This is a genomic window from Luminiphilus syltensis NOR5-1B, assembly GCF_000158175.1.
Classification (GTDB): domain Bacteria; phylum Pseudomonadota; class Gammaproteobacteria; order Pseudomonadales; family Halieaceae; genus Luminiphilus; species Luminiphilus syltensis.
This window is the reverse complement of record NZ_DS999411.1, coordinates 1672707-1695988: the sequence shown is the minus strand read 5'-3', so window position 1 is coordinate 1695988 and position 23282 is coordinate 1672707. Positions and strand designations below refer to the sequence as shown.

Annotated in this window: 22 protein-coding genes; 6 read left to right on the top strand and 16 right to left on the bottom strand. The window is 58.1% G+C overall.

Features of this window, described 5'->3' with window-relative positions; genetic code table 11:
- Nucleotides 1–10: 10 nt before the first annotated feature.
- The 3 genes from NOR51B_RS07580 to NOR51B_RS07570 are packed head-to-tail and all read right to left on the bottom strand — an operon-like array spanning nt 11 to nt 3177.
- Nucleotides 11–808, bottom strand: coding sequence for a transglutaminase family protein (locus tag NOR51B_RS07580; RefSeq protein WP_009020709.1), 798 nt, complete (start codon nt 806–808; stop codon nt 11–13).
- A gap of 3 nt (nt 809–811) precedes the next feature.
- On the bottom strand, nt 812–1753 hold the full coding sequence (locus NOR51B_RS07575; protein WP_009021572.1) for an alpha-E domain-containing protein: 942 nt from the start codon (nt 1751–1753) through the stop codon (nt 812–814).
- Nucleotides 1753–3177 carry a circularly permuted type 2 ATP-grasp protein gene (locus NOR51B_RS07570; protein WP_009020112.1) on the bottom strand — a complete coding sequence of 475 codons (1425 nt, stop codon included), beginning with the start codon at nt 3175–3177 and terminating at the stop codon, nt 1753–1755. Before NOR51B_RS07570 ends, NOR51B_RS07575 begins: the two co-directional genes overlap by 1 nt.
- Before the next feature lie 183 nt (nt 3178–3360).
- On the opposite strand from NOR51B_RS07570, the gene NOR51B_RS07565 reads away from it, so the two are divergent.
- The 3 genes from NOR51B_RS07565 to NOR51B_RS15520 all read left to right on the top strand — a co-directional run bounded on the left by NOR51B_RS07565 (nt 3361) and on the right by NOR51B_RS15520 (nt 6584).
- A complete protein-coding gene (locus NOR51B_RS07565; RefSeq protein ID WP_009021313.1) occupies nt 3361–3960 on the top strand; it encodes a LemA family protein in 600 nt (199 codons plus the stop codon).
- A 24-nt stretch (nt 3961–3984) separates the two neighbouring features.
- Nucleotides 3985–5940: a M48 family metallopeptidase gene (locus NOR51B_RS07560; protein ID WP_009020780.1), complete on the top strand. Its 1956-nt coding sequence runs from the start codon at nt 3985–3987 to the stop codon at nt 5938–5940.
- A 185-nt stretch (nt 5941–6125) separates the two neighbouring features.
- Nucleotides 6126–6584 carry a helix-turn-helix domain-containing protein gene (locus NOR51B_RS15520; RefSeq protein ID WP_195891483.1) on the top strand — a complete coding sequence of 153 codons (459 nt, stop codon included), beginning with the start codon at nt 6126–6128 and terminating at the stop codon, nt 6582–6584.
- A gap of 25 nt (nt 6585–6609) precedes the next feature.
- On the opposite strand, the gene NOR51B_RS07550 is transcribed toward NOR51B_RS15520, so the two are convergent.
- The 11 genes from NOR51B_RS07550 to tsaE all read right to left on the bottom strand — a co-directional run bounded on the left by NOR51B_RS07550 (nt 6610) and on the right by tsaE (nt 18371).
- Nucleotides 6610–7371 (bottom strand): YdcF family protein, encoded by a 762-nt coding sequence (locus NOR51B_RS07550; protein ID WP_009019805.1) that lies wholly within the window; start codon nt 7369–7371, stop codon nt 6610–6612.
- A 9-nt stretch (nt 7372–7380) separates the two neighbouring features.
- Entirely contained in the window at nt 7381–8673 is a 1293-nt protein-coding gene (locus NOR51B_RS07545; RefSeq protein ID WP_009021411.1) for an adenylosuccinate synthase, read from the bottom strand.
- On the bottom strand, nt 8673–9863 hold the full coding sequence (locus NOR51B_RS07540) for an ATP phosphoribosyltransferase regulatory subunit (RefSeq protein WP_009020692.1): 1191 nt from the start codon (nt 9861–9863) through the stop codon (nt 8673–8675). Before NOR51B_RS07540 ends, NOR51B_RS07545 begins: the two co-directional genes overlap by 1 nt.
- 123 nt (nt 9864–9986) lie before the next feature.
- Nucleotides 9987–10871, bottom strand: coding sequence for a protease modulator HflC (gene hflC / locus NOR51B_RS07535; RefSeq protein ID WP_040481918.1), 885 nt, complete (start codon nt 10869–10871; stop codon nt 9987–9989).
- Complete coding sequence (gene hflK / locus NOR51B_RS07530) at nt 10871–12031, bottom strand: FtsH protease activity modulator HflK (RefSeq protein WP_009020415.1); 1161 nt, start codon at nt 12029–12031, stop codon at nt 10871–10873. Before hflK ends, hflC begins: the two co-directional genes overlap by 1 nt.
- Before the next feature lie 76 nt (nt 12032–12107).
- Entirely contained in the window at nt 12108–13358 is a 1251-nt protein-coding gene (gene hflX, locus NOR51B_RS07525) for a ribosome rescue GTPase HflX (RefSeq protein WP_009021376.1), read from the bottom strand.
- Nucleotides 13359–13404: 46 nt separating this feature from the next.
- The gene (gene hfq, locus NOR51B_RS07520) at nt 13405–13653 is read right to left on the bottom strand and encodes an RNA chaperone Hfq (protein WP_009018956.1); all 249 of its coding nucleotides are present in this window, start codon (nt 13651–13653) and stop codon (nt 13405–13407) included.
- 76 nt (nt 13654–13729) lie between these two features.
- Nucleotides 13730–14704 (bottom strand): tRNA (adenosine(37)-N6)-dimethylallyltransferase MiaA, encoded by a 975-nt coding sequence (gene miaA / locus NOR51B_RS07515; RefSeq protein ID WP_154647641.1) that lies wholly within the window; start codon nt 14702–14704, stop codon nt 13730–13732.
- On the bottom strand, nt 14704–16521 hold the full coding sequence (mutL, locus tag NOR51B_RS07510; protein WP_009018938.1) for a DNA mismatch repair endonuclease MutL: 1818 nt from the start codon (nt 16519–16521) through the stop codon (nt 14704–14706). Before mutL ends, miaA begins: the two co-directional genes overlap by 1 nt.
- A 9-nt stretch (nt 16522–16530) precedes the next feature.
- Nucleotides 16531–17898: an N-acetylmuramoyl-L-alanine amidase gene (locus tag NOR51B_RS07505; protein WP_009021690.1), complete on the bottom strand. Its 1368-nt coding sequence runs from the start codon at nt 17896–17898 to the stop codon at nt 16531–16533.
- Nucleotides 17895–18371, bottom strand: coding sequence for a tRNA (adenosine(37)-N6)-threonylcarbamoyltransferase complex ATPase subunit type 1 TsaE (tsaE, locus tag NOR51B_RS07500; RefSeq protein WP_009020474.1), 477 nt, complete (start codon nt 18369–18371; stop codon nt 17895–17897). The genes NOR51B_RS07505 and tsaE overlap by 4 nt, the downstream gene beginning before the upstream one ends.
- Before the next feature lie 57 nt (nt 18372–18428).
- Here tsaE and queG point away from each other — a divergent pair, with 57 nt between their 5' ends.
- Entirely contained in the window at nt 18429–19505 is a 1077-nt protein-coding gene (gene queG / locus NOR51B_RS07495) for a tRNA epoxyqueuosine(34) reductase QueG (RefSeq protein WP_009019712.1), read from the top strand.
- Here the strand turns inward: queG and orn are convergent.
- A complete protein-coding gene (gene orn, locus NOR51B_RS07490; RefSeq protein ID WP_009018882.1) occupies nt 19492–20034 on the bottom strand; it encodes an oligoribonuclease in 543 nt (180 codons plus the stop codon). The two genes, queG and orn, sit on opposite strands and share 14 nt — an antisense overlap.
- Before the next feature lie 71 nt (nt 20035–20105).
- Here orn and rsgA point away from each other — a divergent pair, with 71 nt between their 5' ends.
- Nucleotides 20106–21068, top strand: a complete 963-nt coding sequence (gene rsgA, locus NOR51B_RS07485; RefSeq protein ID WP_009019562.1) for a small ribosomal subunit biogenesis GTPase RsgA — start codon at nt 20106–20108, stop codon at nt 21066–21068.
- Nucleotides 21069–21293: 225 nt separating this feature from the next.
- Here rsgA and NOR51B_RS07480 read toward each other — a convergent pair whose 3' ends face one another.
- A complete protein-coding gene (locus tag NOR51B_RS07480) occupies nt 21294–22451 on the bottom strand; it encodes a hypothetical protein (protein ID WP_009020384.1) in 1158 nt (385 codons plus the stop codon).
- Between NOR51B_RS07480 and asd the strand changes: the two genes are divergently transcribed.
- On the top strand, nt 22435–23271 hold the full coding sequence (gene asd, locus NOR51B_RS07475; protein WP_009019336.1) for an archaetidylserine decarboxylase: 837 nt from the start codon (nt 22435–22437) through the stop codon (nt 23269–23271). The two genes, NOR51B_RS07480 and asd, sit on opposite strands and share 17 nt — an antisense overlap.
- Nucleotides 23272–23282: the final 11 nt, after the last annotated feature.

The window sequence follows — 23282 nt, the reverse complement described above, 5'->3', positions numbered from 1 at the left end:
CGCAGTTCCCTCACTGCTGCGTCACACTAATATCGACGGTAAGGGTCTCACCCTCGCCTCCGATTTGCATTCCGCGGACCGGCGCCGCTTCGCTATAGTCGTTGCCGACGGCGACCGTGACATAACGTTTGTCAGGAGAAATAACATTGGAAACGTCGAACCCCACCCAGCCGAGATCGCCCACAAAGGCCTCGACCCAGGCATGCATGGCCTCCTGGTCTTCCATACCATCCAGGCTGAGATAGCCCGATATGTATCTTGCCGGATAGCCCATTTCTCGCGCAGCGGCTATAAAAACGTGGGCGTGATCCTGACAGACCCCGCGGCCCTCGGCCAGAACTGCCTCTGCGTCCCATTCCATTAATGACACCTTTTTCTCGTAGGCCACGGCATCGCGCACCGCCACCGACAACGCGTGCATCGCCTCCAGCCCTTCCATTCCCTTGAATTGTTTAACAAGTGCACGAATACCGGGACCACAACGTGTCAGGGTGGTCGGTTTCAGGAAATACCACATCGGTGCCGGTGCACTTTGCTTGCCGGTTATACCGTGGATGTCTTCCCGCTCAACCTCACCTTCACTGGTGACAATCATCTCGTGAGTGTCGCTACCAAAACTGATCAACTCGACGATGTTGCGGTGGTGATCCTCGAAAATAAGCTCCTTGGCCCCACCCTCGATCGTCGTGCTCCAGGACAGGACCTGCTGTCCATTGATATTTCGCGGCGTCTTACGCAATTGCTGTAAGGCGTAGGTCACCGGCGAATCAAAATGATATCGGGTCTCATGGCGAATCTTCAGGCGCATCAATTACTCATAGAATCGGTAGTCCTGTTCAATTTGAAACCCGAGAGCCGTTATCTCACCGAGTGTCTGTTGCGTATGCTCATGCAGGCCGAACTCAAAAATGGTATCGATATCGTTGACGTTATAAAACTCATCGAGGTCGCTCGCCATGGCTAGCGAGGGCTTCACTAACCCGTATTGGTCACGCAGTCTTTCAAGGTTTCGGCGCAAGCGCCGGGCACAAAATGCCAGACTTCGTGGCATTTGCTTGTCGAGAATGACAAAGCGGGCAATCTCCCGGGGCCCCACCGCGCTACTGTGCTGCATCCTGAATCCACCATGGGCAGATACCGATCGCAAAATAGTATCCCACTGCACGTTATCGAGGGAGGATCCAACCGCAGCAACCGAAGGCAACAGCACGTAGTATTTCACATCGAGAATGCGAGCCGTGTTATCGGCACGCTCCAGAAAAGTGCCCAACTGGGTGAAATCGTAGATGTCATTACGCAACATGGTGTTGTGTGTCGCGCCCTGCACAAGAGAAGCCAGGTCGCGGACCTTATCGAGCACCGGTGGCACCTCGCGCTCACTGAGCTTTCGCGCAAGCAGCTCACGAACCCGCATATACGCGTAGTTGGTGGCCTCCCAGACTTCGGGGGTTAATGCCGTACGCACCATTCTTGCATTCTGGCGCGCATTAGAGATGCAGGAGAGTACCGAGGACGGGTTGTCCTTGGACCGCATCAGCCAGTCCACCGCGGCCGTCTTGGTCAGGTCCTCCTCGTACTTCCTGAAACCCTCAAAACTCCCTGCCGAGAGTAATACTGAACGCCATTCATCGTCTCGGGTACCCGAACGGGTCAGCGCGATTCGCTGGCCAGTCTCGACCAGTCGTGCGGTGCAGTCGGCGCGCTCGAGCAACCGATACATCCAAAACAGACCATTCGCAGTTTTACCCAGCATCAGTCTTCCAGAACCCAGGTGTCTTTGGTTCCACCACCCTGCGAGCTATTCACCACCAGCGAGCCCTTCTTCAGCGCCACCCGCGTCAACCCCCCAGGTGTAATACGGATACCCCCTGGGCTGACCAGAACATAGGGCCTGAGATCGACATGACGCGGTGCAAGACCGCGGTTGGTAAACACGGGAACCGTCGATAGCGACAGCGTCGGTTGCGCGATGTAATTGGACGGCCGCGCTTTCAGTTTGTTGCGGAACGCCGCCAGATCTTTCTTGGTCGCCGTAGGGCCAATCAACATGCCATAACCGCCCGAACCGTGGACTTCCTTCACCACCAGTTCACTCAAATGATCAAGGACATAAGCGAGAGCATCCGGCTCCGAGCAGCGCCAGGTTGGCACGTTCTCGAGTATGGGCTGCTCACCGGTATAAAATTCAACAATCTCCGGCATGTAACTGTAGATCGCCTTGTCGTCGGCAATACCGGTCCCCGGTGCATTGGCAATGGTAATCCGGCCCGCGCGATAAACATCCATAATCCCGGGCACACCAAGCTGACTCTCGGGGTTGAAATTGAGCGGATCGAGGAAATCATCATCGATTCGACGATAAATCACGTCGATCGGCTGATAACCGCGGGTAGTACGCATCGCCACACGGCCATCGACAATGCGCAAATCATGGCCTTCAACCAGTTCGACGCCCATTTGATCGGCCAAAAATGCGTGCTCGTAGTAGGCCGAGTTAAAGATACCGGGCGTTAAAACCGCAACAACGGGAGCATCAGCAGCACCACTCGGCGCACAGGCGGCCAGAGAGCGACGCAGGTCGCCAGGATAGTTTTCCACGGGCTGCACACGATTTTTGAGGAATAGTTCGGGAAACATCTGCAGCATGGTCTCGCGGTTTTCGAGCATGTAGCTCACACCCGAGGGCGTTCTGGCGTTGTCTTCCAAGACATAAAACTGGTCCGGACCGGTTCTGACCAGGTCGATGCCTACAATATGTGTATAAACACCTCCAGGAGGGTTCACACCAAGCATTTGCGGCAGAAAAGCCGCATTGTTGCTGATCATTTCCTCGGGAATACGACCGGCGCGAACAATTTCCTGACGATGATAAATATCGTAGAGGAAAGCATTGATGGCGCGAACACGCTGCTCGATACCACGACTCAATCGCTGCCACTCCCGACCGGTGATAATTCGGGGAACGATATCGAAAGGAATCAGGCGCTCTTCGGCTTCTGCACGGCCATAAACGTTGAACGTAATACCGGTCAGGCGAAATAAATCATCGGCCTCGCGCTGTTTGGCGCGAAGCGTTTTTGAGTCCTCTTTCTCAAGCCAATCGTTAAAACGCTTGTAAGGACGGCGAAGACGCTCATCGCGCCCCCACATCTCGTCGAAGATGGACTCTTCAGTCATAGTAACCAGCAAACCGCAGCAAGGATTTCTCCGGGAAGTAGAGAAGTCATCCTCGGATCATACCGTGAAACAGTGCGCTGAAGCACGTGTAGATCACGCGGTAAATCTGGGAGCCAAAAAGATCTACTGGGACGGGGTAGGCTGGGGCTACAATGACCGGCAGAACCTGGGAGGAGTTGAAAAATGAGCAATTTCGGCATCGGCATACTGGTCACCCTGTTTGTGGTGGCCGTGATCATCATCTCGATTTACAACCAGCTCGTGACACTCGCCAACCGTTACAAGAATGCTTTCGCGCAGATCGAAGTACAGTTAAAACGGCGTCACGACCTCATCCCCAACTTAGTTGAAACCGCCAAGGGTTACCTGAACCACGAGCGGGAGACGCTCGAGGCAGTGATCGAGGCACGAAACGAAGCGTCATCCATTCTGCAAAGCCTCGGCGGCGGCAACATTGATAATGCCTCGATTGGCAAACTTGCCGGCGCCGAAACCGCGTTGACCGGAGCACTAGGCAAGCTCAACGTCGTTATGGAGGCCTACCCCGACCTGAAAGCGAGTGCAAACATGCAGCAGCTCTCGGAGGAGATTACGACCACAGAAAATCGGGTGTCCTTTGCCCGACAGGGCTTTAACGATGCGGTGATGGCCTACAACACCTATCGCCAGAGCTTTCCGCCTGTACTGTTTGCCGGATTCTTCGGCCACCGAACCGATGCCGAACTACTGGAATTTGAAGACAGCGCCGCTATTCAGGCGGCACCGACAGTCAGCTTCTCCTAAACCTGGGCACTGCCTGGCTGCCCATTGGATTTCTTTCGCGAACAGGACCTGGCCCGGCGCAATACCCGGCTACTGGTCCTGCTTTTTATTCTTGCGGTCATAGCCCTGATAACCCTGGTAAATCTGCTCGTCATGGGCACTCTGTTCTATCAGGAGATGCAACACACCCAAGGGAGCCCACTGGCCGGCATCATGGCCACTATCGACTGGTCACTCTTCGCGACCTGCGGCCTCGCGGTTTCAGCCATCATCGGCAGCGTCGTCGCGGTGAATTGGTGGCGTTTTGCAGAGGGTGGAAAGCCTGTGGCGGAGGCGCTGGGAGCCCGCCCCGCACTGCCCTCCTCTGACAACAACGCCGAGCGTCGCGCCCAGAATATCGTGCAGGAGCTGGCACTCGCCGCCAATATACCGGTCCCACCGCTCTATATTCTCGACGATGAACGGGGCATCAATGCGTTTGCAGCCGGTATCACGCCAGCCAACGCGGTGATCGCAATCACCCGTGGCGCCATGGTGCATTTGACCCGAGAGGAGCTGCAAGGCGTCATCGGCCATGAATTCAGCCATATTCTCAATGGCGATATGCGACTCAGCATCCGCATGGCGGCAATGATGCGCGGCATCACCTTCATGGGTGATATTGGTAGCTTGTTGTTACGCGGCGGCGCGCACCGTGCCGTTTACAGCACACGAAAAAAAAACCGGGAAAGCCAGGCAGGTCTTCTGGCACTGGGTGTCGGCCTTATGGTCATCGGCTATTTGGGTGGATTGATTGCCGGCCTCATAAAATCCGCCGTCAGCCAGCAAAAGGAGTACCTCGCGGATGCCTCCGCCGTGCAATTCACACGCAATCCGGACGGCATTGGCGATGCACTCAAAGTGATTGGCGGCTATACGCCCGGTACGCTGGTTCACAGCGCGCGGGCCGAGGAGCTCTCGCATCTGTTCTTTGCCCAGGTAAAACATCGGCTCTGGTTGCTATTTGCCACGCACCCGCCGTTGGCAGAGCGCATTCAACGCCTTGACCCCCGTTGGGATGGCGATTTCATCCACAGACGTCCTGACCATCGCAGTCTGGAACCCGATGGCAGTCGGGAATCCCGGGCGGACCAGGCCCGCCGGGCACTGGTGGCCGCCGGTGTAACCGGCACCCTTCTGGACCCCATAGATCTGGACGCGGCACCTGTCGCGGTGGAAGTCGGGATTCCGTTGGAAGAACGCCCACTGCGCCTCGCCGAGGGAGTTATTGCCGCCGCCGAAGATCCCCTGGGTGCCATGGCCCTACTACTGGGTCTGCTCTGGTGTAACGAGCGGCATAGCGAGAAGCAGCAGGCTTTGATTGATCAGGCGGGCTTCAGGGGTCTGTCTGATCTCGCGGCCCAACACGGTGAAGATCTATCTGATTTGGAGCCCCAATTGCGACTGCCGCTGGTTGAGCTGTGCCTGCCCGCGCTGAAGCTGATGTCGCCGGCGCAGTACCGTAGGTTCAAGCGACTCATGCTGGGAATGATTCGTGCCGATGGCGAAATCACTTTGTTCGAGTGGTCCCTGTATCAGTTGGTGCGCCACTATCTTGATCCCGAACTGGCCCAGGTGAGTCCGTCAAAGCCCCGATATCGAAAGCTGAGACTCGTTAAAGACAGCCTCGCAGTAGCGCTTGGAACGCTGGCAACCCTCAGCGACGACGATACCCGGACGGCCTTCGAACGCGGTGTGAAATCACTGGGAATGCGCCTGGATCTGCCTGACACCGAGGCTTTGGGCGTTGCCCAATTTGGGCGCGCCATCGATCGTCTGGCTGATTGCTACCCCCTGCTCAAAGTCGATGTGCTCAGGGCGCTGGAGGCGGTTGCCACGGCAGATGATCGACTGTCGCCGGCCGAACTAACGCTGATCAAGGCCATAGGGGCGGTTATCGACTGCCCGATACCCAATCGACTGCTGGATGCCGGTGGCCATTTGATCGCCGACCGCCAATAACCACTGTGGGGCCCACGGCGGAAAGGGCTGGATTTTTTTTAAAATCGGGGTATATTCGGAGTGTGGCGTCAAGGAAGACGGCACATCGTGATACCAGCGTCGGCGACGGACAGCCGTATAAAGCTAAAGCTGGTGGAGCGAACAATCAGGGCTGGCGCCCGCATCAAACGACAAGGAGGTCGATTATGTTGCATAAACCCCATTCCGGCACGTCTACTGAAACACTTTCATTCCACCCGTCTTTGCTACCGCTTGTTCCGCGGGTGCAGCTGCCGTCTCGCGATGGTGAAAGCAGCCCCACTAACGAACTCGCCCCCCCGGCGAATCGCTCCAGGACCGCTGCCCTGATCATGCGCATGCTCCTCAGCGGCGATCTATCTCGACTCCGCTCTGAGACCGTGGCCGATGAACTCGGGATCAGCCCGACGACACTGAGGCGGCGCCTGAGGGCAGCTGAAACCAGTTACCAGCAGTTACTCGATCGCGCACGCCAAATTCGATGTGAAGCCCAGTTACAGGAACGCTGGTTGCCTGGGAAGACCATTGCCTGGGAGCTGGGCTATGCTGAGGTGAACAGCTTCTATCGCGCCTTCCGCCGCTGGACCGGAGTCAACTACAGCGACTTCAAACAGCAGGTGGCGTGACCGCGCGAGCTACGGGCGCGCCTGGCTAGAATTTTCCGGTCAGGTCATAAACCCAATACCCGACCCATTCGTGCACCGCGCGGGTGGATCGGGCCAACCGATCCGCGGTAGGCAACCAGCCTGGTACCGTCGGCGCATATCGCGGGATTTGGTGGTCGGTAGCCACCGCCGTGACCTGCAGTCCAAAGGCCTCAAACAGGGCGACGGCCCGGCGCATATGCGCGCCACTGGTGACCAGGAGAATATGCCGGTAATTTCTGGCGTTTAGCATGTCAGCACTGTTGACCGCATTATCAAATGTCGTACGACTGGCTGGTTCCAGCAGCATGGCGCTCCTGGGAACACCCATGAATTCGAGCTTTTCCGCCATCAAATCAGCTTCAGGTCGCTGCCCCGAAGGGGCTCCGCCCGACAACAGCATATAAGGCGCCATTTTTCGCGCATAGAGTTCAGCCGCCGTGAGCAAACGATCTGCAGCGTGAGTGGCATCACCGCCCCGACCGAAACGAGATTCCCCATCGATGGCGCCGCCGAGGACCACAATCACCTCGGCCTTGGGCAACTCCTCAGGGGCAAACGCGGGATACCGCGCTTCCAGGGGCTCCATCAGGGTATTGGCACCAAATTCGGTGGAACAGAAATACACCAGTGCAAAGGCGAGGAAAGACCACAAGAATGCGCCACCTCGATTGCCCCGGAGCTGGGACAGCAGCGAAAACAGCAACAGAAGCAGGCCCAGTGAAACCGGGTAAACCAACAGGCTCAGTAACTTGGTAGTGAGTAACATAGCGCGAGCTTACCCGAAGGGATGACGCAGGACGATGGTCTCCTCACGATCGGGGCCGGTAGAGATGATGTCGATCGGCGCACCTACGAGCGTCTCGAGTCGCTCAATATAGGCTCTCGCATTGGCGGGTAATTGCGCGAGCTCCTTCAACCCATAGGTCGATTCACTCCAACCGGCCACGGATTCATAGATGGGGGTCAGGCGCTCATAGTCACTGGCATCTACCGGATTTTGTACCGCGTTACCGTCTTCGCCCTGGTAGCCTACACAGATCGAAATTTCTTCCAATCCGTCCAGCACATCGAGCTTCGTCAGACACAAACCCGAGACCGAGTTGATGTTTACCGCGGTGCGCAGTGCCACTGCATCAAACCAACCACAGCGGCGAGCCCGCCCAGTCGTCGCACCGAACTCGTGCCCCCGCTCGGCGAGACGCTGACCGATCGCATCAAATAACTCGGTAGGGAACGGCCCTGAACCCACGCGGGTGGTGTAGGCCTTGGTGATGCCAAGTACGTAGTCAAGATACAGGGGGCCGAAACCAGAACCCGTGGCAGTGCCGCCAGCTGTGGTGTTGGAACTGGTAACGTAGGGATAAGTACCGTGATCAATATCAAGCAATGAGCCCTGCGCGCCCTCAAACAGCAGCCGACCGCCGTTTTTCCGGTAATCATGAAGCAGGCTGGTGACATCAGCCATCATGGGCAGCAGTTGTTCCGCCTCGGAGATACTCTGAGCTAATACCTGCTCCGCATCGAGTGCGGGGGCACCGTAATAATGAACCAGCGCATGGTTGTGATAATCGAGGACCTCACGAAGAATCGACTCAAAGCGAGACAAATCGCGCATATCCCCAAGGCGGAGACCACGTCGTGCGACTTTATCCTCGTAGGCAGGCCCAATGCCTCTGCCGGTGGTGCCAATTTTCTGCGCGCCTCGTCGAACCTCTCGCGCTTTGTCCAGTGCAACGTGGTAAGGCAGTATCAGCGGGCAGGCCGCCGAGATCTTCAGGCGCTCGCGAACGGGCACACCGCGGGCCTCAAGCTCCGCGATTTCTTTCAGCAATGCCTCGGGCGACAGCACCACGCCATTGCCAATAAAACAACTCACACCCTCGCGCAGGATTCCAGAGGGAATCACATGGAGCACGGTTTTTTCGCCGTCAATCACCAGGGTATGTCCGGCGTTGTGCCCGCCCTGAAAGCGAACAACGGCATCCGCCTGTTCGGTCAACAAATCGACAATTTTGCCTTTGCCCTCATCGCCCCATTGGGTTCCGAGTACAACCACGTTCTTATTCATCAGGACTCCACACCATCGAGCGGCAGTACCACCCAAGCCTCGTTTTGTCGAACCAATCGATGGGAGCAACGGCTATCGGCATTACCCGCCAGTTCCCGCAATACGGTATGCCCCTCGCCACGGAGTTGATCAATCGCCTGTGACAGGGCTTCATCACCGGCCGATGGGGCAAGCACCACCTGCCCGGAGGAGGTCGCACCATCCACTGCCGCCGCGAGCGCTTTCACATCGATCGCGAAGCCGGTAGCGGGTCGCGATCGCCCAAACACAGCACCGACGTTATCGTAGCGGCCGCCCTTGGCCACCGCGGCGCCGATCCCACTGAGATACGCGGCAAACACCAGGCCGGTGTGATAACGAAAGCCACGGAGCTCGGCGAGATCAACATAAATTGCCAGTCCGGGAAACTGCTTGCTCACCCGCGCGACGACGCTATCCACCTGATCCAGCGCGGCTAGGGCTGCGGGGGATCGACTCAGGAGCTCCCGCGCCTGGGGCAAGACGTCAACGCCGCCGTGCAAATCCGCGAGGGATTGAATACTGGCCGCGGCATCCGCGGTACAGCGTGATAAGGCCTCGGCCAAATCGGGCGCCGACTTTCGCTGCAGCGCATCGAAGACCGCCTGCTCGACGTCCTCACCCAGGGCGGCATCTGCCATCAGCGCCTGATAGACACCGATGTGGCCGATATCGAAAGTGAGTGCCCGGTGCTGTGAAAGTAGCAGTGGCGCCGCGCCGAGCAGCGACAGCATCAGCTCGATCACTTCCAGATCGGCGTCGAGATCAGCGCAGCCAAAACACTCTGCTCCCAGTTGAATCGGAGAACGACCTGACATAACCGACTGCGCCGTGCTGTGTAGCGTTGAGCCGGTGTAGCACAGACGCGTTACCGCATCGTGCGGCATGCTGTGGGCATCAATTCTTGCCACCTGGGGAGTGATATCAGCGCGTACACCCAGCGTCCTGCCACTCAACTGGTCGGTGAATTTGCAGGTGAGGACGTCGAGGTCGGCACCCAGGCCCACCAAAAGGGAGTCGGTGAATTCTACCAGCGGGGGAATAACGTACTGATAGCCCCACGACGCACAGGTATCGAGCAGTGACCGACGCAGCGCCTCGACGGTAGCGGCGCGTTCGGGCAATAGTTCATCGATGCCGTCGGGCAGTAGCCAGCGGTTGTTGGAAGTCATATGAAAACCCCGTCGCGAGACGGCAACGGTCCGGTGAATCAAACGCCCGGAAGTTTACCACATCAAACCAGCGGCGTGGCTTGCCGGCCTCCCTCGCGTTGCGACGGAGGCCGGATCAAATCACTACTTACCGGATCGTTCACCCGAGGAATCACCCAGGTATTTGAAGAACTCGCTATCGGGTTGAATCAGCATGATATCGCTGCTGCCCTGGAAGGTCTCCTGGTACGCTTTCAGACTGCGCAGGAAGGAATAAAATTCCGCGTCCTCATTAAAGGCCTGCGCGTAGATACTGGTCGCCCGGGCGTCTCCTTCACCGCGGACAATCTCCGCCTCTTTCGCCGCATTCGCGGCAATGACGGTGACTTCCCGATCGGCTGCAGCACGGATCCCCTCAGCCAGTTCCTGACCCTGAGAGCGCAACTCACGCGCCTCCTTTTCCCGCTCCGCATTCATCCGGCGATAGACCGAATCGGATACGTCAGGGGGCAGATCGATCTTTTTCACACGAACGTCGATGATCTCAACACCGAGTTCGTCAGAGGCGGTATCGCTGAGCTGCCGTATAATCGCCGACATCAGTTCATCACGCTGACCCGATACCACCTCCTGAACGGTGCGGGTCGCCACCTCGTTACGGAGGCCGTTGTTGATACGCTGAGCCAGCAAGCCGGCAGCGCGAGCTTCCTCGCCGTTGGTCGCCGTATAGAACGTCGCCGTATCCTTCACCCGGAATTTGGCGAAAGAATCGACAATCAACGCCTTTTTCTCCTGGGTGAAAAATCGCTCGGGGCTTGAGTCAACGGTTAGTATCCGGCCATCAAAAATGCGGACATTGTTGACAAAGGGAACCTTGAAATGGAGCCCTGGCTTAATGTCGGGGTTAACCACCTCGCCGAACTTGAGCAAAACACCGCGCTCTGTCTCTCTGACGATATAGATGGAGTTACTGGCGACCACCAAAATGACCGCCACCAAAATTCCGAGCCAAAGTTGTCTTGGACTCATTATCGACCTCCTCGGCGGCTGGATGCATTTTCTGCTTCACGACGAAGCTGTTCAGCCACAGCATCGGTGAGTTCGCGCATCTGGCGATCACTGATGCCGCTGCGACCCGATGATCCTTCGCTACCGCCCATCGTGCGCGGTGCCAATTTGTCGAGGGGCAGGTACATCACGTTATTTCCGCCCTCGACATCAACCAGTACTTTGTTGGTGTTGGCGAAAACCGTCTGTACAGCGTCGAGGTAGAGGCGCTCACGGGTAACCTCGGGGGCCTTACGGTATTCCGTCAGTAGCTGGGTGAACCGTTCAGCCTCACCTTCAGCCAGTGCTATTACCTGGTCACGGTAAGCACTGGCCTCTTCCAGAACGCGTTGGGCACGACCTCGCGCCTCGGGAACAATACCGTTGGAATAAGACTGCGCCTCGTTCTTGACACGCTCCTCGTCCTCGCGGGCCTTGATCACGTCATCAAACGCGCCCTGTACCTGCGAGGGCGGCTTGCCTTCGTCGATATTGACCTTGGAAACAAGAATGCCGGTACCGTAGCTGTTCAGGTAATTCTGTAGCCGCTGGGTCACCTCTCCGGCGATGGCCGCACGGCCCTCGGTCAGCACGAGATCCATCGTGGTATCACCGACGACATGACGCAGCGCACTCTGTGCCGCGTGCTGTAACGAGATCTCCGGGTCGCGGACCTCGAGAATAAATTTCTCCGGATCGTCGATGATGTATTGCACCGACATGCTCACCTCGACGATGTTCTCGTCCTTGGTCAGCATCACCTCGCGGAAACCGGCGGAACGGACCTTAGTGGTGTTGACGGTAATCACCTGGTCGATTATCGGCGGATTCCACTGCAGGCCGGGCTGAAGTGTTGCGTGGTACTTACCGAAACGGAGTACAACCGCACGCTCCTGCTCGTCGAGCTGATAAAAGCCCATAACGGCCCAAACGACCAACAAGGCACCGCCAATGACACCGAAGACCGCGCGCGGAATACTACCGCCGCCACCTCCGCCGCCACCGGGCTTACCACCGAACAGACCGCGAAGGCGGTCATTGATCTTTTTGAGGGCTTCATCCAGATCCGGTGGTCCCTGATCATTGCCGCCCCAGGGGTCACGTGGGCGATTGTTATCGCCGCCGGGCTCGTTCCATGCCATTGATAAAATCCTTAGTGAAAAACGTAGAGCAGTCTAGCAAACCTGCCCGCGCATAGTAATGAAATAGCGCCGTGAACTAATTTTTCAAGCGCTCCCAATCTTTCAGCGGCAACCGAATTCGCAAACGGTTGTCACCATTGCTGTCCCACGATTCACGCTCCACAGCACCCACGTCGTAGAGCGCTGCGCGCAATCGACCTTCCGAGGGTGCCAGCGTAATTTCGTCCTGAAAAACCTGGTCCTGCAGGCGCTCGCTCAATGCCAGCTCGAGCAGGTCAATGCCGGCGCCCGTTCGCGCGGACAAATAGACGGCTTCGATCACTCCCTGCTCGTTTCGCAGTATTCGCGGCGACTGCTGGGCCAGGTCGAGTTTGTTGTAAACCCGCAGCTGTGGAATATCACCCGCGCCAATCTCAGCCAGCACCGATTCGACTTCGTCAACCAGATAATCCCTGTCCTCGGCCACGATATCGATAACATGCAGTAGCAGCGTCGCATTGAGGGTTTCTTCGAGAGTTGCCTTGAACGCCTCGACCAGCGTGTGGGGCAGATGGGCGATAAAGCCTACCGTATCCGCCAGCACCACCTTCCCCAGGTGGTCAATCTCGATCCCGCGCAACGTCGGATCGAGCGTCGCAAACAGCTTATCCGCCGCATATACCGCGGCCTCGGTAACGCGGTTAAACAGACTGGACTTACCCGCGTTGGTGTAGCCGACCAACGATACCAGCGGTATTTCGGCGCGCTGCCGGGAGCGCCTGCTCTGGGCACGCTGGGAACGGACACGCTCGAGTCGCTGCTCGATAGTGCGAATACGGGCACGCAGTAAGCGGCGGTCGGTCTCCAGCTGGGTCTCACCCGGGCCGCGCAAGCCTATGCCGCCTTTCTGTCGCTCGAGGTGGGTCCAGCCCCGAATCAGGCGCGTGCTCATGTGCCGCAACTGCGCCAGCTCGACCTGTAATTTGCCCTCATGGGTTCTCGCGCGCTGGGCAAAAATATCAAGAATCAGCCCGGTGCGCGCGATCACACGACAGCACAGCTCCTGCTCAAGGTTGCGCTCCTGACTCGGTGAGAGTGGGTGATTGAAAACCACCAACTCCGCCTCGAACGCCTCCTTGGCTTCCCGGATTTCATCGAGCTTGCCCGACCCTACAAAGGTTTTGGAGGTGGGCGCCCGGCGATGTCCTGAAATAAAAGCCACGGGCTCTCCCCCCGCAGAGACAACGAGCTCTTCAAATTCGCGTGGATCCTGGGCAGGAGCGCCGTCATCAAGCGACAGCTGAACCAATATGGCGCGCTCGCCACTTTCATGGCGTTCAAAAAACAACAGCTGACCTCGCTAACACCAGTATGGGAGAGGTCCCGGAGGACGCTCAGGCGTCGTCGGTGCCTTCTTCGTCGCCTGGCTGGGGTACCCGAACGTTTCGTGCCGGCACCACCGTAGAGATTGCATGCTTATAGACCATTTGCGACACGGTGTTCTTGAGTAGAACAACGAATTGATCGAAAGATTCAATTTGCCCCTGCAGCTTGATGCCATTGACGAGATAAATAGAAACAGGAACTCGCTCTTTTCGCAAAGCATTGAGGTAAGGGTCTTGTAACGTGTGCCCTTTTGACATGATAACTCCTTTGGACCGGCGCATAATTACGGATATGGGCCCAGTCGCCCACACCAATCAGCCCGCTAGTCTACAACTAACCCAGGACTTTTGCAGGACTTATCAGCAAGGTTTGGCACAACGACCCGAGATCGTCACCCGAGAGGGGTTTGCCACCGCTCAATGTGGAGTACAGCTTGCCCGACTGATCGACCGTCAGACGCATTAAATCCGGCCATTTACGTAACCAGGTCAGCTGGCGCTTGGCGAGCTGCCGGGTGGCTGCCCGCGCAGTGGCGCAGGCGGTCTCCCAGTCGACTTCCTGGTCGAGGTAGGCCCAGAGCTGGCGGTAACCCACGGCGCGCACGGCGGGCAAATCCACATGCAGCTCCGAACGCCGATGCAGGTTTCGCACCTCGTCGAGCAATCCCGACGCCAGCATCGCGTCAAATCGCGTCGCAATACGCTGATGCAGATCAGCACGCAGCGCAGGTTCCAGCGACAAGCTGCGAAAATCAAATTCCCCGCTGGTGCGCCCTCCTGATTGCCATTCACTCAGCGGCCGCCCGGTGAGTAACACCACTTCAAGCCCCCGACTGATCCTCTGGGAATGATTGGGATGCAACCGCGCAGCGAGTACGGGGTCGAGCTGTGCCAGTCTTTCATGCAGCGCAGGCCAACCCTGAGCCTGGGCGTCGGACTCGATCTCGGCACGCAGCCGCGGATCACTTGCAGGCATATCGTCCAGCCCGTAGAGCATCGCCCGGAAATACAGCATGCTGCCGCCCACCAATATGGCCAACTTACCGCGCTCATTGATCTGCCGAATTACCGCGCTGGCATCGGTGGCGAACTGGGCAGCGTTATAGGGGTCATCGGGCTCGCGGATATCGACAAGGTGGTGGGGATAGTCGGGCTTGGCAGTGCCGATATCGAAGCCGCGATAGACCAGGGTCGAATCAACACTTACCAACTCCCCGTCCAGTCGCTCGGCGAGATCGATGGCCAGCGCTGTCTTGCCAATCGCCGTTGGGCCCATTAAACAAAGCACCGGTATGCCGGCTTGAGGCATCAGCGACCCCGCAAAAACAACTTATCGAGCTCCGCCAGCGTCAACTGAACCCAGGTAGGCCGTCCGTGATTGCATTGGCCAGACCGCTCGGTATGTTCCATGTCCCGCAGCAATGCATTCATTTCAGTAATGGTCAGGCGCCGATTGGCACGAATCGATCCATGGCAGGCCATTGTTGAGAGCACGTCATCAAAGTGCCCACGGATTCGCTCGGAAGAGCCGTACTCCACCAGGTCCGACAATACGTCGCGAACCAGCTGATCGACATTGGAACCCGCGAGTACTGCGGGTAACTCCCGCAGCACGACCTGCTCTTCACCCACGCCATCGATCACCAAACCCATCTCGAGCAGTAGCGCCTGGTGCTCGGCAACCATACGCGCTTCCCGCGGCGAAACCGCCAGCGTCTGCGGCACCAGTAACGGCTGCCTGCGAATACCCGAATCCGCGCTGCGCTGCTTGAGGCGCTCATAGGTGATGCGTTCATGGGCTGCATGCATATCCACCAGCACCATGCCATGAGCATTCTCGGCAAGAATATAAACGCCGGAGAGCTGCGCCAGTGCAAATCCCAATGGCGGCACCTCTTCCTCACCGGAATCAGGCTCCGCAATACTTGACGGCAGAGCTCCCCGGTCAGCAGCCGGCATCGGCCGCGCATACAGCGCTGACAGCGCGCTCTGCTGGGCGGCCACCAGTTCAGGGTCCACTGCAGCCGGGGTGGGTATGTGCATGGCCGCCTGCTGCGGTGCCGCGCCCGACGACAGCGCCGCAACAATGTCCGGAGCGACCGACGGCGCCGACTCTCCGGGGCGAATATCGGCCAGCGCGCGGTGCAAGGTACTGAACAGGAAGCTATGCACTTCGCGGCCATCTCGAAACCGCACTTCGTGCTTGGTGGGATGGACATTGACGTCTACCCGTGCCGGCGGTAACGATAGAAACAGGACGTAGGCAGGATGGCGCCCATGAAACAGCACATCGCGATACGCCTGCTTGATGGCGTGACTGACCAGCTTGTCGCGTATGACACGGCCGTTGACAAAAAAGTACTGGAGATCCGCCTGACTGCGGGAAAAGGTAGGCAGGCCTACCCAACCCTGCAACATCAGCGCTCCCGCCTCGCGCTCGATAGACACGCACTGCGCCATGAACGCCTCACCACAGACGCCGGACAGACGTCTCAACAGCAACCCATCGTCGTCGGCGGCGGGTAGCGAACGAACAACCTTGTTGTTGTGGCGGAGCGTAAAACTCACGTCGCTACGCGATAGCGCCTGACGCCTGACCACCTCATCGATATGACCAAACTCGGTTTTCTCCGTTCGGAGAAACTTGCGGCGCGCCGGCGTGTTGTAAAACAGGTCCCGGACCTCGAGAGACGTCCCCCTGGGATGCGGTGCAGGGCGCAGCGTCACCGACATATCACGACCCTCGGCAACAGCGCAGCAACCATCGCTTACCGAATCGCTGGCATTCGAGGTCAATGTCATCCGCGATACCGAGGCAATGGAAGCCAGTGCCTCACCGCGAAACCCCAGCGTCGCCACGGCCTCGAGATCTTCAATGGTAGAAATCTTGCTGGTGGCATGGCGCTCAAGCGCGAGGGTCAGATCGTCGCGTCCGATGCCCAGACCATCATCGCGGACGCGAATCAACTGGCTACCCCCGGCTTCAATGTCGATATCGATTCGCCGGGCACCGGCATCGAGACTGTTTTCGAGGGCTTCCTTGACCACCGAAGCGGGTCTATCGACCACCTCACCGGCAGCAATCTGATTGGCAATGCGGGGATCCAGGCTTCGTATGCGACTCACCAAATACCTCTAACCACCCGGGATCACGAGTTTCTGACCGACTTTGATGGTGTTGCTCTTCAGGCCATTGCGGTCCTTGATGGCGCTCACACTGACGTTAAACTGCTGTGCTATCCCAGAGAGCGTATCCCCACGGGCAATGGTGTAGCTCTGGTTACCGTTCGATCGCTTTGACGCCAGCAACGTACCGGCTGGAGGGTGCGAGCTAAACCAACGTACGATACCGCGCTCGATAGAGCGTGCCATCTTATCCTGATAACTCGCACTCGCCAGGCGCTGCTCCTCCGAGGGATTTGAAATAAAACCCGTTTCTACGAGTATCGACGGGATATCCGGTGACTTCAGCACCACAAACCCCGCCTGCTCCACCTGTTTTTTATGCAGGCGGGCAATCGCGCCGATCTCCTTCAGCACGAGGCCGCCAAGATTGATACTGTTATCCAGCGTCGCCGTCATCGACAGGTCTGTGAGAACCCCAGCGAGGACATCATCCTTATCGGACAGGCGAACCCCGCCCACCAGATCCGCCGCATTCTCGCGATCGGCCAGGTATTTCGCCGTGGTTGAAGTGGCACCGCGGGTGGAGAGGGCGAACACCGACGCGCCGTGAGCCTGGGGCTTGGTAAAGGCGTCGGCATGAATCGATACAAACAAATCGGCCTGGCTCTTTCGCGCCAGTGCCCGGCGCCCGCTGAGACTGACGTAATAATCCCCTTTGCGGATGAGAAAGGGCTTGAATCCCGGGGTTCGCTTGAGTCGAGCTTCGAGCTTGCGTGCAATGGCCAGCACCACCGCCTTTTCCTTGACCCGACTGGGACCCGTCGCACCAGGGTCCTCGCCGCCGTGCCCCGCATCGATGGCAATAATAATGTCGCGCTTGTCCGATAACTGATCAATACTTTTGATAACCGGCCTTTTTTCGATGGCACCATCGGCACCGACATCGAAAAGATCGATCACCAGGCGATGACCGGTCTGCTCACTGGGGGCCAAGGCGAAGCCCTTGGGGCGCACCTCGGCGGAAAGGTCGAACACCAGCCTGAGATCAGACCCTTTGCGAATGCCAAAACGAACCCGATTGATGGGCGTATTGTCGATCGGCAGGTCATTGAGCGCGCTCTCAAAACGCGTATTCGGAATATCGACGACCAGCCGTCGAGGATTCTTTAATTCGAGAAAGGAATACTCAACCGCTTCGCTGAGATCAAGCACCACGCGGGTGTGATCTGGCGCCCGCCAGAGCCGCACATCCTTGACCTCCGAAGCCAGGCTGTTACCGCTGAACGCGGCATACAGAAGCGCCAGGGTAGCCAGCCACAAGGGATAGCGCTGAACCCGTTGAGAGCCCTCCCTCGGCGATGGCGTTTCAGACCTCATACAGCGGCTTGCCCCAGCATCAGCGACACGCTGGCATCGTAAATCTCGATATCCGCCACACGCCCCTCACCCGATGGCCGCAGGCAAACACGAATATCCGCCGCGGGCAGCCTGTGGGCACCGCGCTCCGGCCACTCGATGACCAGCACACCCTCGCGGGAGGAATAATCCCGCATACCCAAATACTCCAGCTCCTCAGGGTCGCCGAGCCGATACAAATCACAATGATAAACAGGAAATTGTTCCAGCTCGTAGGGCTCCACCAGAGTATAGGTAGGACTCTTAACGCTACCGACATGGCCAAGCCCCCGCAACAATCCTCGGGCAAGCGTGGTTTTACCGGCCCCCAGATCACCCTCCAGGTACATCACCGCCGGCGGCTTGAGCGATGCAGCCAATGCATTTCCCAGCGCGATTGTTGCGGCTTCATCTGCCAGTGGCACGGAAATCCTCGATGGCGTTTTGCGATTCATGGCGACAGTTTACTGGTTTAGATCCTGCCAGACCCCGGAATCTGTCACAATTTCCCTATGGACGCGACTGTAAATGAGCGACAAATTGAACAGCTGGTGCCGACGCTGCGCCAATGGGCAGCGGAACTCGGCTTCCAGCAACTCGGCATTACCGGGATCGACCTCAGTGAGCATGAGGCGGTACTTGAGCGTTGGCTGGCCGCGGGCTATCACGGCGATATGACGTATATGGCGCGGCACGGGACCAAGCGCAGCCGCCCATCCGAGCTGGTACCCGGCACCTGCAGTATTCTTTCCCTAAGAATGGATTACGACCCGCCCGCCGTTCCCGCGGATCAGGTATTGGCGCGCAGCGATCGCGGTTTCATATCGCGCTACGCGCTGGGCCGGGACTACCACAAACTCATGCGCAATCGTCTGTCGAAACTGGCAAAGCGGATCGAAAGCGAACTCGACGGTGGTCAGTTTCGGGCTTTCGTCGACAGTGCGCCCGTGCTTGAACGGGGAATCGCGGAGAACGCCGGGCTGGGTTGGATCGCCAAGAATACGATGCTGATCAATGAAAAGGCAGGATCCTGGTTTTTCCTGGGTGAAATCTACACCAGCATCCCCTTCCCCACCGATCCCGCCAAAACCGAAAAGCACTGTGGCAGCTGCCGCGCCTGCCTCGATGTCTGCCCTACCGCAGCCTTTGTCGGCCCCTACGTGCTCGACGCAAGGCGATGTATTTCCTACCTCACCATTGAGCACCCGGGCAGCATTGACCCTGAACTTCGGTCACTCATGGGCAATCGTATCTATGGCTGCGACGACTGCCAGCTGGTGTGCCCCTGGAATAAATTTGCGCAAACCTCGAGCGAGACCGATTTCGCACCCCGGCACCAGCTCGATGACGCGGCACTGGTCGATTTATTGGCGTGGGATGAAACGACCTTCGAGGAGAAGACCCTGGGCTCGCCGATTCGACGAATTGGTCACGAGCGCTGGTTACGGAATATTGCGATAGCGCTGGGCAATGCCACGACATCAGATGACATCGTGAACGCGTTAAAAAGCCGGTCTGACCACCCGTCCGCGCTTGTTCGGGAGCACGTTGCCTGGGCACTGGCCCAACATCAGGTCAGTTCACCCTGATGAAGTGCTCGCGATAGTGGCGTAATTCCACAATCGATTCCCGGATGTCCTCGAGCGCCTGATGCGTACCGGTCTTGGGCGCCCGTGGCAGGTCGGGGCGCCAGAGGTTGGCCAGAATCTTCAATGTGCTGACATCCAGATTTCGGTAATGAAAATACGCTTCTAGCTCCGGCATGTGCCGCGCCATAAAACGTCGATCCTGACAAATCGAATTGCCGCACATGGGCGATGCACCAGCGGACACCCACTCCTTCAGGAATGCCAGGGTTTCGCTAACGGCAGCGCCTTCATCCAAACCACTGGATTTCACGCGATCCACGAGGCCCGATCCGGTGTGAGTATTGACGTTCCACTCATCCATCTTGCTCAGTTCCGCATCGCTCTGATGGATTGCCAGCACAGGCCCCTGTGCCAGCTCATTGAGCGCGGAGTCCGTCACAATGGTGGCAATTTCGATAACCCGATGCTCTTCGGGCACCAGCCCGGTCATCTCAAGATCAACCCAGATGAGATTTTGCTCAGCCGGCATAGCGCACTCCGTGGATGTCGATCCACAGATTATTGCACACGCCAGTTCCGCTAACGCAGTACACTGGCCGCATGTCGAAACGCCGACTCAGCAAACAACAGCAGCGCCGAATAGCCGAGCGTCACCGAGAGGCGAGATCGGCTTCCCTCGACGATGCTGAAACCATGCAGCCCGGTGTGGTGATCGCGCGCTACGGCAAACAGGTGCTGCTTGAGGACGAATCGGGTACGAGGCGAACCTGCCCTATTCGCCCCAATGTGGAGGATTTGGTCGCAGGCGACCGCGTAGCCTGGCTACAGGAGCAAGATACCCCGGTCGTCGTCGCCAGACAGCCGCGACGCAGTGCATTGAGCCGACCCGACGCCCGAGGACGGCCACGCACGGTTGCTGCGAACGTCGACCTGATGCTGATCGTCATCGCACCCGAACCTGAACCCCATGCCAACCTCATCGACCGCTACCTGGTCGCGGCGGAAGACGCGGGAATCGATACGGCCCTGGTGCTCAACAAAGCCGATCTTATCGACGATAACAATCCTCTGCTTGCACTGATGGATCGCTACCGCGCACTGGACTATCCCTGCGTCGTCACCGGCCGCCAGGAACCGGATGCCCAGCAGCTCGAGGCATTGATCGATGGGCGAACCCTGGTGCTCGTGGGCCAATCGGGGGTCGGTAAATCCTCACTGGTGCAACGCCTGCTCCCCGATATCGATATTCGTGTTGGTGAGCTCTCCGCAGCCATCGCCAAAGGTCGACATACCACGACGACCGCGGCGCTCTACCATCTTCCCTCAGGGGGCCATTTGATTGACTCCCCGGGTATCCGGGAATTCCACCTGCACCACCTGCCTGCCGACGCCGTAGCGCCGGCTTTTCCGGATTTTCGCCCCTTTCTGGGCCACTGCCGCTTCCGGGACTGCCAACACAGCAAGGAGACGGGATGCGCCATTCTTGAGGCGGTTGAAGCAGGACGTATCGCACCGGAACGTCTCGACAGCTATCGGGCGATCATCAGCTCGCTGGAAGCTTGATTTTGGTGTATCGCAGGATAGCGGGGTCAAAGCGTGCCCGGTGCCTAAACCCCTGCGCTTTCAGCCATTCGCTGATGACCACACCCGCTATCTTGATATCGGTGAGACAGACGGCAGTCCTTGGAGCTGCTCGCGTAATCCGGGGCTGAGCCCCCGGGCCAAGTATGACTTCATACGCGAAGCCTATGCAGGAAGATGGACGATCCCTGAAATACGCGATGAATCTTAAGTCTCAGCGCTGTCGCTCGCTTTAGCGTCTCGTCTGAGCTCCTCCATCAGGAGAAACTCGACGCGGAGCTTGATTTGCCAGGCACCTCGACGGTCATCAAAAGGCTCGTCAATTCGCCAGTTGTAGGTGGGCTCGACTTCGAAAAACAGGTAATCCCGGTAAGCCTGAAAGCGAAAGCGGGTGCCGACTTGATAGTTCCGGACGTAATCGTACGGTTTGGTACGACCCTCTGCGCCAACGTAAAAAATGGATGCCCGCTCCTCATTGGCACGATCTGACCAACGGCTGACATAGGAAAGGTTGGCGTTCCACTCGAGGCCTTCGGTCTCCTCTCCCCACACCAGCCGAGAATTGGCACGCACCAGTTCAGACGCGCTAAGGTCGTGATCGAGATAGATTTTGGTCGTCGCAAACGCGCCGTCGTCGATCTCGTATTGCATGCGCTGTATGAATCGGTAGCGGGTTGTATCCGTGATATTGTTCCGGTAGCGAAATTTCACCCCCGGCCTGGGGCCTGAAGAGCTAAGGCCCATCGTCAGATCAAACCGGTAGTTTTTCGGGTCCTGATTGCCGACCTGAAATTCGACGCCCACCGTGCTTTGAGCGGGATCCGGGTCGTTGGCGAGGTCGGTGCGCTCCTCATCCCCGCGAAATACCAGATTTAGCCGCTTCGACACCTGTGGGAGTTTTATATTGCCACCGAGGCGTATCCGCGTATCAAGCCCGAAGCGTTCATCCCACTGCTCGGTGACTCGTAATCGCAGCCGCGATGTGGGCGCTTCCGCATCCCACTCGGGGTCGCCGAAAAAATCATCGGTCCAGCGGGTTAGCGCGGTCGCGCGCTCGGTCACATAGCCGTGGCCGCGATCAACCCAGCTCTCCTGCGCCTCGGCATCAGGTACCACCGACCGGGTCTCGATCTGCTCAGTGCTCTTGTCATCAGGTGCCGCATCGCCAGCAGCAGCCGAATCCTGAACGTCGGGCTCCTGTTCCGCGGTCTGAGCGCGTACACTAGGCGCCAGTGACAGCATCAGACAGCCGAACATGATCAGCAACATTCGCGGGGAGAACCGGCTCAAACTGATCTCTCCAAAGCGCAGAGCACCATCACATTCATAAGGCCCTACATTACCCGTGATGAAACGACTATTCATTGGTTTTCAAGCGTTAATACCACAACACGCACTGTCGCGTCTGATTGGCAGGCTGGCAAGCCTCGAACGCCCTTTTTGGCTCAAAAATACCCTGATTTGGCTGTTCATGCGGCAATATGGTGTCGAATTACGCGATGCGACTACAGAAAACCCCGAGGCGTTCCCCACCTTCAATGCGTTTTTTACGCGTGATCTCAAGCCCGACGCCCGCCCACCCGGAGACAGCCGCTACCTGCAGCCCGCTGATGGCGTGCTCAGCCAGCGGGGCTCGATAGACGATGGTGCCGCCATTCAGGCCAAGGGCCGGCACTACAGTATCGCTGCCTTATTGGGTGGATCTGACGAGAATGGGGCGCGCCGCTTCGCCGAGGGATGCTTTGCCACGGTCTACCTGTCGCCCCGTGACTATCACCGGGTTCACATGCCCATTTCGGGCACGCTAAAAAAAACCCGGTATATCCCCGGGCACCTGTTTTCGGTCAACGACACCACCGCAAACGCCATAAACAACCTGTATGCGCGCAATGAGCGCCTGGTGTGTTTTTTTGATACTGCCGACGGCGAGCTTGCGGTCGTCCTCGTCGGCGCAGTGATCGTCGCGGGCATCGAAACCGTATGGGGTGGCATCGAAGAACCCGGCGGTGACGCCCCACGAGAACGCCGGTTTGATGCGGCCGAGGCTCCGACACTGTCAGCTGGTGAAGAACTGGGGCGATTCTTTCTCGGCTCCACGGTCGTTCTGGTCACCAGCAACCCCGCATTGGAATGGCTGGCGCAGACCGGACAATCGGTCAGGGTCAAAGCGCCGCTGGCTAACTAAGAGCCCCGCTC